The organism is Kitasatospora sp. NPDC088391 (assembly GCF_044753345.1).
Taxonomy (GTDB): domain Bacteria; phylum Actinomycetota; class Actinomycetes; order Streptomycetales; family Streptomycetaceae; genus Kitasatospora.
This window is the reverse complement of sequence record NZ_JBIVNB010000011.1, coordinates 18,238-31,218: the sequence shown is the minus strand read 5'-3', so window position 1 is coordinate 31,218 and position 12,981 is coordinate 18,238. Positions and strand designations below refer to the sequence as shown.

Sequence of the window (12,981 nt, the reverse complement as noted above, 5' to 3'; positions counted from 1 at the left end):
GCTAATCCTCCTTACCGCCGCGTCACGCACCGGGGTGCGGCGCGACCTCCCGCAGCAGCTGCAGGAAGGCGTCCTCGCCGACCACGGGGGTGCCGTACTCGCGGGCCTTGCGGGCCTTGCCGCTCCACGAGCCGGGCTCGTTGGTGACCAGCAGGCTGGTGAGCCGGCTCACCGAGGAGGCGATGTGCAGGCCGGCCTCGGTCGCCCGGTCCTCCAGCAGCTCGCGCTCGGTGGCGGTGTCGCCGCTGATCGCCACCCGCATGCCCTGCGTCAGCGGGGAGCCGTCCGCCCAGCGGCCCGGGTTCGGGTACGGGCAGGCCGGGCGCTTGCGGGCGGGCCGGTAGGAGCTGACCCAGGAGCCCCGGGCCGGGCCGCCCGCCGGGGCGGCGGCGGGGGCGGTGCCCTCGCCGAGGTCGGTGACGGCCACGCAGGCGGTCAGCGGCAGCGGGACGCCGCCGTCCCGGGCCAGCCGCAGCGAGGGCCGGAACACCTCGGCCAGCACCCGGGCGTCGTCCAGCGCGTGGTGCGCCCGGCGCTGGCTGACGCCGAAGTGGGCGGCCAGCGAGGAGAGCTTGCCGTTGGGCAGCGGCAGCCGCAGGTCCCGGGCCAGCACCATGGTGCACAGCCGCTGCTCGACCGGGGCGGCCAGGCCGGCCCGGGAGAACTCGCGGGAGATCATGTTCCAGTCGAACAGGGCGTTGTGCGCCACCATCACCCGGCCGCGCAGCCGCTCGGCGAACTCGGCGGCGACCTCCGGGAAGGTCGGCGCGCCCTCCAGCGCCTCGCTGGTCAGGCCGTGGATCCAGACCGGGCCGGGGTCGCGCTCCGGGTTGACCAGGGTGTACCAGTGGTCGGTGACCTCGCCGTCCGCGTCCAGCTGGTAGACGCCCGCCGAGATCACCCGGTCGGTGCGGCCGAGACCGGTGGTCTCGACGTCGACCACGGCGAAGCCGCGGGCCCCGGCCCCGTCGGGGCCGGTGCGCTGGGCCGGGAACGGCGACGGGGTGAAGGACGAGTGCATAACGCACCACTGTAACGGGGGACGGCGGACGGCTCCGGCCGGAATGCCCGGAGCGTGGCCGTGCTTACAGTGGAACGAGGGTGCGAAACCCTGCACCCGCCTCTGCACCGAAGGACACCCCTCATGCGCGCCACCGTGATCCACGGCCCCCAGGACATCCGGATCGAGGAGGTGCCCGACCCGCGGATCGAGCGCCCCACCGACGCGGTGGTGCGGGTGCTGAACGCCTGCGTCTGCGGCAGCGACCTGTGGGCGTACCGGGGGGTGGCGAAGCGGGAGGCCGGGCAGCGGATCGGGCACGAGTTCCTGGGCTTCGTCGAGGAGGTCGGCGCCGAGGTGCGCGACCTGGCGGCCGGTGACCTGGTGGTGGCCCCGTTCATGTGGTCGGACGGCGTCTGCGAGTTCTGCCGCGAGGGCCTGCAGACCTCCTGCCCGCACGGCGGGTTCTGGGGCACCCCGGGCTCGGACGGCGGGCAGGGCGAGGCGGTCCGGGTGCCGTTCGCGGACGGCACCCTGGTGAAGCTGCCGAAGGAGGCGGCCGGGGACGAGAAGCTGCTGCCCGGCCTGCTGGCGCTCTCCGACGTGATGGCGACCGGCCACCACGCCGCGGTCTCGGCGGGCGTGCGGCCCGGCGCGACGGTCGCGGTGGTCGGCGACGGCGCGGTCGGCCTGTGCGGCGTGCTGGCCGCGCACCGGCTCGGCGCGGGCCGGATCATCGCGCTCGGCCGGCACGAGGGCCGGACGGCGATCGCCCGCTCCTTCGGCGCCACCGACGTGGTCGCCGAGCGCGGCGACGCCGCGGTCGAGGCGGTCCGCGAGCTGACCGGCGGCCTGGGCGCGCACGCCGTGCTGGAGGCGGTCGGCACCGAGCAGTCGATGCGGACGGCGATCTCGATCGCCCGGGACGGCGGCGCGGTCGGCTACGTGGGCGTGCCGCACGGCGGCAGCGCGGGCGTCGACATCGGCCAGATGTTCAACCGGAACGTGCAGCTGCGCGGCGGGGTGGCCCCGGCCCGGGCGTACATCCCCGAGCTGCTGCCCGACGTGCTCTCCGGCGCGATCGACCCGGGGAAGGTGTTCGACCGCACGGTGGGCCTGGACGGGGTGCCGGAGGGCTACCGGGCGATGGACGAGCGGACGGCGCTGAAGGTCCGGATCGCCTTCTGAACTCCCTGCTGAGCAGGCATATTTGACAGATCATCACACCGGGGCGGCCGTAAAACGGTCGCCCCGGTGGCGTGTTCTGGTCAGTTTTCGGCCATGTCGCGTGGGGAAGCTTCTCGGCACCGGGTCCTCGATCTAGCATGCAGCGCACTCAATGTGACGTCCCTCACGTCCATCTGATCGTCCGAAGACCCGAAGACGTCAGGAGACCCGCGTGGCACCCCCGCCCGATTCAGTCCCCGAATCGTTCCAACGTATCGAGGAGACCGCCGAGTTCCGCCAACTGCGCAGCTCCTTCCGGAACTTCGCATTCCCGGTGACGGCCGGATTCGTCCTCTGGTACCTGCTGTACGTCCTGCTCAGCTGCTACGCCCCCGGCTTCATGAGCACCAAGGTCGTCGGCAACATCAACCTCGCCCTGGTGCTCGGCCTCCTGCAGTTCGCCAGCACCTTCGCGATCGCCGCCTGGTACGCCCGGTTCGCCGACCGCCGGCTCGACCCGCGCGCCGCCGTCATCCGCGGCCGCGCCGAGGCCGCGCTGCCCGCCCAGCCCGTCGACCGCTCCGCCGTGCCCGAGGAGGCAGCCGAATGATGACGCACCTGGCCGCCGGCCCGGCGGGCGAGCACCGCACCCTGATCATGTCCCTGTTCGGGCTGTTCGTCCTGGCCACCCTCGGCATCACGCTCTGGGCCGGTCGCAACAACCGCGACGCCTCCGACTTCTACGCCGGCGGCCGCAGCTTCACCGGCTTCCAGAACGGCCTGGCGATCTCCGGCGACTACATGTCGGCCGCCTCCTTCCTCGGCATCACCGGCGCGATCGCGCTCTCCGGCTACGACGGCTTCCTGTACTCCATCGGCTTCCTGGTCGCCTGGCTGGTCGCGCTGCTGCTGGTCGCCGAACCGCTGCGCAACTCCGGCCGCTACACCATGGCCGACGTGCTGGCCTTCCGGATGCGCCAGCGCCCGGTGCGGACCGCCGCCGGCCTGTCCACCATCGTGGTGTCGATCTTCTACCTGCTGGCCCAGATGGTCGGCGCCGGCTCGCTGGTCTCGCTGCTGCTCGGCGCCGAGAGCGACGCCGCCAAGCGCTGGACCATCGTCGCGGTCGGCACCCTGATGGTGCTGTACGTGACCATCGGCGGCATGAAGGGCACCACCTGGGTGCAGATCATCAAGGCCGTGCTGCTGATCGCCGGCGCCGGACTGATGACCCTGCTGGTGCTGGCCAAGTTCCACTTCAACCTGTCCGAGCTGCTCGGCGCCGCCGCCAAGGCCAGCGGCAGCGGCGACAAGTTCCTCCAGCCCGGCCTCAAGTACGGGGCCACCGGCACCACCAAGCTCAACTTCCTCAGCCTCGGCATCGCCCTGGTGCTCGGCACCGCCGCGCTGCCGCACATCCTGGTGCGCTTCTACACCGTGCCCACCGCGCGCACCGCCCGGAAGTCCGTGCTCTGGTCGATCGGCATCATCGGCGTCTTCTACCTGATGACCCTCGCCCTCGGCTTCGGCGCCGCCGCGCTGGTCGGCCGCAAGGCGCTGGCCGCCGACAAGTCCGGCAACACCGCCGCCCCGCTGCTCGCCGAGCACCTCGGCGGCGGCGCCGGCACCACCGGCGGCGCGGTGCTGCTCGCGGTGATCTCCGCGGTCGCCTTCGCCACCATCCTGGCCGTGGTCGCCGGGCTCACCCTGGCCTCCTCGTCCTCCTTCGCCCACGACCTCTGGGCCAACGTGATCCGCCGCGGCAAGGCCACCGAGAAGGAGGAGGTGGCCAGCGCCAAGCTCGCCGCCGTCGCGATCGGCGCGATCGCCATCGCGCTGTCGATCTTCGCGGACAAGCTGAACGCCGCCGCGCTGGTCGCGCTCGCCTTCGCGGTCGCCGCCTCCGCCAACCTGCCCACCCTGCTCTACTCGCTGTTCTGGAAGCGGTTCAACACCACCGGCGCGGTCGCCTCCACCTACGCGGGCCTGGTCACCGCCGTCACCCTGGTGATCTTCTCCCCGGTGGTCTCCGGCAACCCGAAGACCTCGCTCTTCCCGCACAGCGACTTCTCCTGGTTCCCGCTGGAGAACCCCGGCCTGGTCTCCATCCCGGTCGGCTTCCTGGCCGGCGTGGTCGGCACCTACCTGTCCCGGGAGAAGGCCGACCCGGCGAAGTACGCCGAACTGGAGGTCCGTTCGCTCACCGGCCTCGGCGCCCACTGACCGACCGCCCCGCCCCGCCCGGGAGCCCCGCTAAGCTGGCCCGGCCGCACCCCAGCGGCCGGGCCGGCAGGCTCACCAGGGAAGGGCGGGCCGGGATGCTCCTCGACACCCACGGCCGGCAGGCCGTCGACCTGCGGGTCTCACTCACCGACCGGTGCAACCTGCGCTGCACCTACTGCATGCCCGAGGAGGGCCTGAGCTGGCTCGGCAAGCCCGAGCTGCTCACGGACGAGGAGATCGTCCGGCTGGTCCGGATCGCGGTCCGCGACCTCGGCGTCCGCGAGGTCCGCTTCACCGGCGGCGAACCGCTGCTCCGCCCCGGCCTGGTGCCGATCGTCGCCGCCTGCGCCGCGCTGGAGCCGCGCCCCGAGATCTCGCTCACCACCAACGGCATCGGCCTGGCCCGGACCGCCTCCGCGCTGCGGGACGCCGGCGTCGACCGGGTCAACGTCTCGCTCGACACCCTCGACCCGGACACCTTCGAGCGGCTCACCCGGCGCAAGCGCCACCGGGACGTGCTCGACGGGCTGGCCGCCGCCGGGGCCGCCGGACTGCGCCCGGTCAAGCTGAACGCCGTCCTGATGCGCGGCGTCAACGAGCACGAGGCCGCCGACCTGCTCGGCTGGGCCCTGGAGCACGGCTACCAGCTGCGCTTCATCGAGCAGATGCCGCTGGACGCCCAGCACGGCTGGGACCGCACCCGGATGGTCACCGCGGAGGAGATCCTCGACCTGCTGCGGGCCCGCTTCACCCTCACCCCCGAGCCCTCCGCCGACCGCGGCGCCGCCCCCGCCGAACGCTGGCTGGTCGACGGCGGCCCCGCCACCGTCGGCGTGATCGCCTCGGTCACCCGGCCGTTCTGCCGGGCCTGCGACCGCACCCGGCTGACCGCCGACGGTCAGGTCCGCAACTGCCTGTTCGCCACCGGCGAGACCGACCTGCGCGGCGCGCTGCGCTCCGGTGCGGACGACGCCGAACTGGCCGCGCTCTGGCGGGCGGCGATGTGGGGCAAGAAGGCCGGCGCGGGCATCGACGGCCCCGGCTTCCACCAGCCCGAGCGCCCGATGTCCGCGATCGGCGGCTGACGGTCCGTCAGGACCGGTCGGGGTCGCCCGGGAAGGGCTCGGTGTCCTTGAGGAAGCCGCGGACGGCGAGGAACCGGCCGAGGGACTCGCGGTGCTCGTCGCAGGCGAGCCAGGTCTTGCGGCGGTCGGGGGTGTGGAGCTTGGGGTTGTTCCACAGCAGGGACCAGGTGGCGCGGTCGCGGCAGCCCTTGGCGGAGCACTTCGGGGGGCCGTCCGGGGTGGCGGGGGCGGCGGCGGAGGTGCCGAAGAGGGGGTGCGCGGGGGTGTCCATGGGGCGATCCTATGCCCGGGCATGACGACGCCGGGCAGCCACGGGGGGAGCTGCCCGGCGTCGGTCCGTCGCTCCGACGGGGGATGCGGAGCGCTAAGGAAGTATGGCACGCCCGGGGACGGGGGGCGTTACTGTCCGATGATTAATTTGAGGATGGTCTGAGCTTTCGGCCGGTCATACCGCCACAGGAACGGACAAGCCGGGCAAGGGGCTTGAGGGAAGCTCAATCCTGCGGACGCTTCTCCGTCGCCCCGCCGCCACCTGTGCCGCCCGGGCCCAGCATCAGCGGGGTGTCCGGGGAGAAGGCGAAGGTCGAGGGCAGGCCGGGCGCCCGCTCGCGGCCGGCGTTGGCGATCAGGACGGCGAAGTAGGGCAGCAGCAGGCCGCCGGCCAGCGCGCCGTAGGCGAGCCAGCGCTGCACGTCCCAGAGGATCACGCCGAGCAGCACGCAGGCGGTGCGGATCAGCATCGACACGACGTAGCGGCGCTGCCGCCCCCGGACGTCCTCGGTCAGGCTGCTGCGGGCCCCGGTGATCCGGAAGACCTGGCCGTCGTCCGCGCTCTTGGGCATGTTGCCATCCATCCTCGGTCGGTTCCGGCGTCTGACGCCCGACCACCGTAACCCCGCTGACGCCCGCCGGACCCACGAGGGTCCGGCGCGGCGGTCAGGGCGTGCGGCGCAGGTACTGCACGGGCACCGCGTCGGTCAGCCAGACGCCGTTCGCGGAGACCCGGAACTCGTGCCCGGCGGCGGCCATCGCCGCCGCGTCCACCGCCAGCACGACCGGGCGGCCGTGCCGGGAGCCGACCTTGACGGCCGTCTCCGTGTCGGCGGAGAGGTGGACGTCCTGCCGGCTCATCGGGCGCAGGCCCTCGGCCAGGATGTACCGCAGGGTGCGTTCGGCGGTGCCGTGGAACAGCACCTCGGGCGGGGTGACGGCGGGCAGGCCGAGGTCGACCTCGACGGTGTGGCCCTGGCTGGCCCGGATCGAGCGGCCGTCCTCGGAGTAGGCGAAGCGGCGCTTGTTGTTGGTCTCCACCACGTGGTCCAGCTCGGCCCTGGTCAGCGGGCGGCCGTGCCGGGCCAGGGCGGCGAGCAGGGTGTCGACCGCGACCCAGCCCGCCGGGTCGAGGGCGACCCCGACCGCGCCCGGGTCGTGCCGCAGGATGCGGGAGAGCGTCTTCGACGTCTTGACCGTGCGTTTCTCGTCCATCGGGGTCCCCCTCGGGGTACGGCGGCCGGTCAGGAGGCCTGACTGACCGAGCTCATGTGGAAGTCGGGCACCCGGACCGGCGGCATCGCCGTCCGGGTGAACCAGTCGCCCCACTCGCGGGGCAGGCAGCGTTCGGTGCGGCCCACTTCGGTGATCCGGCCGAGCAGGTCCACCGGGGACTCGTTGAAGCGGAAGTTGTTGACCGCGCCCACCACCTCGCCGTTCTCCACCAGGTAGACGCCGTCCCTGGTCAGGCCGGTGAGCAGCAGGGTGGCCGGGTCGACCTCGCGGATGTACCAGAGGCAGGTGAGCAGCAGGCCGCGCTCGGTGCGGGCGATCATCTCGGCCAGCGTCGGCGCGTCCGGCGCGGAGGTCTCCAGCACCAGGTTGTTGATCGGCGGGGTGACCGGCAGTCCGGCCAGACCGGCGGAGTGCCGGGTGGTCAGCAGGTGGGCGAGGCGGCCCTCGCGCAGCCAGTCGGTGGCGGCCAGCGGCGCGCCGTTGTCGAACACCGAGTCGTTCTCGCCGGAGGAGTGCGTGAGCACGAACGGGGCGGCCTCCAGGCCGGGTTCGGCCGGGTCGGAGCGCAGGGTCAGCGGCAGCGTGCCGATCCGCTCGCCGACCCGGGTCCCCCCGCCGGCCTTCGAGAACACCGAGCGGCCCTCGGCGGCGTCCCGCGCGCCGGCCGACCAGGACAGGTAGACCATCAGGTCGGCGACCGCCGAGGGCGGCAGGATCGCCTCGTAGCGTCCGGCCGGCAGCTCGACCTTCGTGCGGCCCCAGCCGAGCCGGCGGGTCAGGTCGGCGTGCAGGGCGGCGACGTCCACGTCGGTGAAGTCCCGGGTGGCGGCGCCCGCCCAGGCCGAGCCCGTCAGGTCGGCGGTCTTGGCGTTCAGCTCGAAGCTGCCGGTGGGCTGGTCGTGGCGCAGCCGCAGGCCCGTCGAGCTGCCCAGGTAGCTGGAGGTGTGCTCGTGCCGGGCGAAGCCGTACAGCAGCTCGCCGCCGGCCCGGGCCCGGGCGAAGGCCTCGCCGAGGGCGGGCGCGAGGGTGCCGAAGACGCCGATGTCGGTGGTGGCCGGGGCCTCGGTGAAGCGCGGGTCGGCGGGGCGGTCGGCGATCAGCGGCCGGGCGTCCTCGGCGGGTCCGGCGGTCCGGGCGGCGGCCTCGGCGGCGCGCACCAGCCGCTCGACGTCGTCGAGCGTGACGGCCTCCTGGGCGACCACGCCGGTGGCGGTGCCCTCGGCGCCGTCCACCGTGGCGATCACGGTGAGGCGGCGGCCGCGGGTGACGCCGTTGGTGGTCAGGGCGTTGCCGGCCCAGCGCAGGTTGGCGGTGGACTCCTCGTCGGCGATCACCACGCAGCCGTCGGCGCGGGACAGCTCCAGGGCGCGTTCCACCAGCTCGTGGGGGTGCGTGAGGGACATCAGTGACCCGCCTCCTGCTGGGTGTTGAGCACGTTGACCTGGCGGAACAGCGCGGACGGGCAGCCGTGGCTGACCGCGGCGACCTGGCCCGGCTGGGCCTTGCCGCAGTTGAAGGCCCCGCCGAGCACGTACGTCTGCGGGCCGCCGACGGCGCTCATCGAGCCCCAGAAGTCGGTGGTGGTGGCCTGGTAGGCGAAGTCCTTGACCTGGCCCGCGAGTTCGCCGTTCCGGATGGCGTAGGCGCGCTGGCCGGTGAACTGGAAGTTGTAGCGCTGCATGTCGATCGACCAGGAGCGGTCGCCGACGATGTACAGCCCGTCCTCCACCTGCGAGACCAGGCCCGCGGTGTCCGGCCCGTCGACGGCCGGCCGGAGCGAGACGTTGGCCATCCGCTGCACCGGCACGTGCGCGGGGGAGTCCGCGTAGGCGCAGCCGTTGGAACGGCCGAAGCCCTTCAACTGCGCCATCGGGCGGTCGAGTTGGTACCCGACCAGGACGCCGTCGCGGATCAGGTCCCAGGACTGGGTGGCCACGCCCTCGTCGTCGTACCCGATGGTGGCCAGGCCGTGCTCGGCCGTCCGGTCGCCGGTGACGTGCATCAGCTCCGAGCCGTACTTCAGCGTGCCCAGCCGGTCGAAGGTGGCGAAGGAGGTGCCCGCGTAGGCGGCCTCGTAGCCGAGCGCGCGGTCCAGCTCGGTGGCGTGGCCGATCGACTCGTGGATGGTCAGCCACAGGTTGGACGGGTCGATCACCAGGTCGTAGCGGCCCGGCTCGACGCCCGGCGCCCGCATCTTCTCCGCCAGCAGCCCGGGCAGCCCGGCCAGTTCGGCGTCCCAGTCCCAGCCGACCCCGCGCAGGTACTCCCAGCCCCGGCCCGCGGGCGGGGCGATGGTGCGCATCGAGTCGAACGCGCCCGTCCGCCCGTCCACGCTGGTGGCCTCCAGCCACGGGTGCAGGCGCACCCGCTGCTGGGTGGTGACGGTGCCCGCGGTGTCCGCGTAGAACTTGTTCTCCTGCACCGTCAGCACCGCCGCCGACACGTGCGAGACGCCGTCCGCCGCCAGCAGCCGGGCCGACCAGTCGGCCAGCAGGCCGGTCTTCTCCGCGTCCGGCACCTCGAACGGGTTCACCTCGTACGCGGAGACCCACTCGGCGTCCGGGTAGGCGGGCTCAGGGGCCAGCTCGACCCGCTCCGTCGAGCCCGCCGCGCGGCTGATCCCGCCCGACAGCCGGGCCACCGCCACCGCCTGCTCGGCGACCGCCTCCGCGGCCCGCGGCGTCAGGTCCACCCCCGCGGCGAAGCCCCACGCGCCGTCCAGCAGCACCCGGACGGCGAAGCCCAGCTGCACCGTGTCCGAGGAGCCGGACGGGCGGGCGTCCCGCAGCCGCCAGGACGCCGAACGGACCCGCTCCAGGCGGAAGTCGGCGTGCGAGACGCCCAGCAGGCGTGCCCGCGACAGCGCGGCGTCCGCCAGCGGGCGCAACGGGAGGGAGAGGAACTGAGGGTCCAGCGCGGAGGGGGGCATCGGGCTCCCTGGATCGAGGGTCGGAGCGACGGGCCGCCCCCGGCCGAGGACGCACCCGCCCGCATCATCCCGCTCCGCAGGGCGTACGGCCAGCAAATATCACCGCGCGCCCTGACGGACCGTCAGTCGGTCCGTCGGCCGGTCCGCCGCCGGAGGGGGCTCAGGCCAGCGCCTCCCACCAGCCGTCCAGCTCCGGCGGGTTCGCCACCTCGACCCGCTGCCCCGGCCGCGGCACCGCCAGCGGCACCCCCTGCTGCTTCGCCTCCGCCAGCAGCCGCTCCACCGGCTCCGCCCAGCGGTGCGGCGCCAGGTTGAAGGTGCACCAGTGGATCGGCAGCAGCAGGCCGCCGCGCAGCTCCAGGTGCGCCCGGACCGCCTCCTCCGGGTTCAGGTGGATGTCCGCCCAGGCCGCGTCGTACGCGCCGATCGCCATCAGCGCCGCGTCGAACGGGCCGTGCTGCTCGCCGATCCGGGCGAAGCCCTCGAAGTAGCCCGAGTCGCCGGTGAAGAACACCCGCCGCTCCGGTCCGGCCACCACCCAGGAGCCCCACAGCGTGGTGTTCCGGGTCAGGCCGCGGCCGGAGAAGTGGTGCGCCGCCGTCAGGGTCAGCGACAGCTCGCCGAGCGTGCAGGTCTCGTCCCAGTCCAGTTCGATGATCCGGTGCTCCGGCACGCCCCAGCGGCGCAGGTGCCCGCCGATGCCCAGCGGCACCGCGAACGGCGCCGACTGCAGGGTGATCAGCCGCCGCACCGTCGCCATGTCCAGGTGGTCGTAGTGGTCGTGCGAGATCAGCACCGCGTCGACCTGCGGCAGCGCCGCCAGCTCCACCGGCACCGGGTGCAGCCGCTTCGGGCCCGCCAGGTGCGAGGGCGAGCAGCGGTCCGACCAGACCGGGTCGACCAGCACCCGGCAGCCGTCCAGCTCCAGCAGCGCCGAGGCGTGCCCGAACCAGGTCACCGCCACGCCCTCGGCCGCGGTGGCCGGGACCTCCGGGCGGGCCAGCGGGACCGTCCCGGCGGGCAGCCGCCCGTCCTTGTCCAGCAGCATCCGGCGCAGCGTCCCCGCGTCCGGCACGCCCGGGGCGGCGGGGGCCAGCGCGGACGGCGCGTTGTGGAACACCCCGTCGCGGAACTGCGGGGACACCCGCACCCGGGGGTCCAGCGGGTCCGGCCGGCGGCCGAACTGGGCCGGCAGTTCGCGCAGCGCCCACGCCGCCGCGCCCGCCACCGCCAGCGCCGCCACCGCCGTCAGTGCCCGGCGGCCGGTCCGGCCAGGATCTGCACCACTCATCGCGTCCGCTCCGATCGGCTCGCATCGACAGGCGCCCCGGACGCTCCGGAACACCCCCGGGGCAACGCCCGCCACCGGCCCGGCGTTCCCCGCCGCACCGCCGCCCTCCCGCCGTCGGGATCGTTGTCGGGATACGACAGTTCTCACCGGGCGCGCCTGTCGGAGGCCGCTTCGCCCGACCTCGCACCCTACCGATAGCGTCGCTGGTGAACTGCGCTTGCGAACGCGCCGCAGTCGCGCACGCGAATCGAGAGAGAGGTGGACCCTTGAGCCGCTCGGTACTGGTCACCGGAGGTAACCGGGGCATCGGCCTGGCGATCGCCCAGAGCTTCGCGGAGGCGGGCGACAAGGTCGCGATCACCAGCCGCAACGGCGAGGTCCCGGCCGAACTCGCCAAGTACGACGTGCTCGCCGTCCGCGCCGACATCACCGACGCCGCGCAGGTCGACGCCGCCTTCACCGAGATCGAGGCCGCGCACGGCCCGGTCGAGGTGCTGGTCGCCAACGCCGGCATCACCAAGGACACCCTGATGCTGCGGATGTCCGAGGACGACTTCACCTCCGTCCTGGACACCAACCTCACCGGCACCTTCCGGGTGGTCAAGCGGGCCGCCGCGAAGCTGCTGCGCGCCCGCAAGGGCAGCATCGTGCTGATCTCCTCCGTCGTCGGCCTCAGCGGCTCGGCCGGCCAGGCCAACTACGCCGCCTCCAAGGCCGGCCTGGTCGGTCTCGCCCGCTCCCTCGCCCGCGAGTTCGGCCCGCGCAACATCACCGTCAACGTGGTGGCGCCCGGCTTCGTCGACACCGACATGACCGCGGTGCTCAGCGAGGAGCGCCGCAAGGAGATCGTCGCCGACGTGCCGCTGGGCCGTTACGCCGCCCCCGCCGAGATCGCCTCGGCCGTGCGGTTCCTGGCCTCCCCCGAGGCCGCGTACATCACCGGAGCCGTCATTCCCGTGGACGGCGGATTGGGCATGGGGAACTGACCATGACTGGAATTCTCGAAGGCAAGCGCATCCTGATCACCGGTGTGCTGATGGAGTCCTCCATCGCCTTCCACACCGCGAAGCTGGCCCAGGAGCAGGGCGCCGAGATCATCCTCACCGCCTTCCCCCGCCCCAGCCTGACCGAGCGGATCGCCAAGAAGCTGCCGAAGCCGGTCAAGGTCCTGGAGCTCGACGTCTCCAGCGAGGAGCAGCTGGCCGGCATCGCCGACCAGGTCCGGGAGCACCTGCCGACCCTGGACGGCATCGTCCACTCCATCGGCTTCGCCCCGCAGGACGCGCTCGGCGGCAACTTCCTGGACACCCCGTGGGAGTCCGTGGCCACCGCCATGCAGGTCTCCGCGTACTCGCTGAAGTCGCTCACCACCGCGCTGCTCCCGCTCATGCAGGACGGCGGCTCGGTGGTCGGCCTGACCTTCGACGCGCAGTTCGCCTGGCCGCAGTACGACTGGATGGGCCCGGCCAAGGCCGCGCTGGAGGCCACCAACCGGTACCTCGCCCGCTACCTCGGCGAGCGCGACATCCGCTGCAACCTGATCTCCGCGGGCCCGATCGGCTCGATGGCCGCGAAGTCGATCCCCGGCTTCTCGGACCTCGCCGCCACCTGGGAGACCCGCTCCCCGCTGAAGTGGGACCTCTCCGACCCGGAGCCGGCCGGCCGCGGCGTCGTCGCGCTGCTCAGCGACTGGTTCCCGAAGACCACCGGCGAGATCGTCCACGTCGACGGCGGCCTGCACGCCATCGGCGCCTGACCCGTCGCCGCCCCGCGGGGCCGC

The 12,981-nt window shown here is 73.6% G+C and carries 13 protein-coding genes; 6 read left to right on the top strand and 7 right to left on the bottom strand.

Annotation, left to right across the window (positions count from 1 at the left end; all coding sequences use genetic code 11):
• Window positions 1-22: 22 nt before the first annotated feature.
• Window positions 23-1,021, bottom strand: a complete 999-nt coding sequence (locus tag ACIQBJ_RS27920; RefSeq protein ID WP_400715913.1) for a DEDDh family exonuclease — start codon at window positions 1,019-1,021, stop codon at window positions 23-25.
• Between the two features lie 123 nt (window positions 1,022-1,144).
• Between ACIQBJ_RS27920 and ACIQBJ_RS27915 the strand changes: the two genes are divergently transcribed.
• The 4 genes from ACIQBJ_RS27915 (at window position 1,145) to moaA (ending at window position 5,475) form a co-directional block, all read left to right on the top strand.
• Window positions 1,145-2,188: a zinc-dependent alcohol dehydrogenase family protein gene (locus tag ACIQBJ_RS27915; protein ID WP_400715911.1), complete on the top strand. Its 1,044-nt coding sequence runs from the start codon at window positions 1,145-1,147 to the stop codon at window positions 2,186-2,188.
• Window positions 2,189-2,399: 211 nt separating this feature from the next.
• The gene (locus ACIQBJ_RS27910) at window positions 2,400-2,777 is read left to right on the top strand and encodes a DUF485 domain-containing protein (protein WP_400715909.1); all 378 of its coding nucleotides are present in this window, start codon (window positions 2,400-2,402) and stop codon (window positions 2,775-2,777) included.
• Window positions 2,774-4,390: a cation acetate symporter gene (locus ACIQBJ_RS27905; RefSeq protein ID WP_400715907.1), complete on the top strand. Its 1,617-nt coding sequence runs from the start codon at window positions 2,774-2,776 to the stop codon at window positions 4,388-4,390. Before ACIQBJ_RS27910 ends, ACIQBJ_RS27905 begins: the two co-directional genes overlap by 4 nt.
• A gap of 95 nt (window positions 4,391-4,485) precedes the next feature.
• Window positions 4,486-5,475, top strand: a complete 990-nt coding sequence (gene moaA, locus ACIQBJ_RS27900; RefSeq protein ID WP_400715905.1) for a GTP 3',8-cyclase MoaA — start codon at window positions 4,486-4,488, stop codon at window positions 5,473-5,475.
• 7 nt (window positions 5,476-5,482) lie between these two features.
• Here moaA and ACIQBJ_RS27895 read toward each other — a convergent pair whose 3' ends face one another.
• From ACIQBJ_RS27895 to ACIQBJ_RS27870, 6 genes are all read right to left on the bottom strand, one after another.
• Window positions 5,483-5,746 (bottom strand): hypothetical protein, encoded by a 264-nt coding sequence (locus ACIQBJ_RS27895; RefSeq protein ID WP_400715903.1) that lies wholly within the window; start codon window positions 5,744-5,746, stop codon window positions 5,483-5,485.
• A gap of 223 nt (window positions 5,747-5,969) precedes the next feature.
• Complete coding sequence (locus tag ACIQBJ_RS27890; protein WP_400715901.1) at window positions 5,970-6,317, bottom strand: DUF3099 domain-containing protein; 348 nt, start codon at window positions 6,315-6,317, stop codon at window positions 5,970-5,972.
• 94 nt (window positions 6,318-6,411) lie between these two features.
• Window positions 6,412-6,960 (bottom strand): RNA 2'-phosphotransferase, encoded by a 549-nt coding sequence (locus ACIQBJ_RS27885; protein ID WP_400715899.1) that lies wholly within the window; start codon window positions 6,958-6,960, stop codon window positions 6,412-6,414.
• Window positions 6,961-6,989: 29 nt separating this feature from the next.
• Entirely contained in the window at window positions 6,990-8,384 is a 1,395-nt protein-coding gene (locus tag ACIQBJ_RS27880) for a metallopeptidase TldD-related protein (RefSeq protein WP_400715897.1), read from the bottom strand.
• Entirely contained in the window at window positions 8,384-9,910 is a 1,527-nt protein-coding gene (locus ACIQBJ_RS27875; protein WP_400715895.1) for a TldD/PmbA family protein, read from the bottom strand. The genes ACIQBJ_RS27880 and ACIQBJ_RS27875 overlap by 1 nt, the downstream gene beginning before the upstream one ends.
• 160 nt (window positions 9,911-10,070) lie before the next feature.
• Window positions 10,071-11,201, bottom strand: a complete 1,131-nt coding sequence (locus tag ACIQBJ_RS27870; RefSeq protein WP_400715893.1) for an MBL fold metallo-hydrolase — start codon at window positions 11,199-11,201, stop codon at window positions 10,071-10,073.
• Between the two features lie 266 nt (window positions 11,202-11,467).
• On the opposite strand from ACIQBJ_RS27870, the gene fabG reads away from it, so the two are divergent.
• Both fabG and fabI read left to right on the top strand, forming a co-directional pair.
• On the top strand, window positions 11,468-12,187 hold the full coding sequence (fabG, locus tag ACIQBJ_RS27865) for a 3-oxoacyl-[acyl-carrier-protein] reductase (protein ID WP_400715891.1): 720 nt from the start codon (window positions 11,468-11,470) through the stop codon (window positions 12,185-12,187).
• 2 nt (window positions 12,188-12,189) lie between these two features.
• Entirely contained in the window at window positions 12,190-12,957 is a 768-nt protein-coding gene (fabI, locus tag ACIQBJ_RS27860) for an enoyl-ACP reductase FabI (protein ID WP_400715889.1), read from the top strand.
• Window positions 12,958-12,981: the final 24 nt, after the last annotated feature.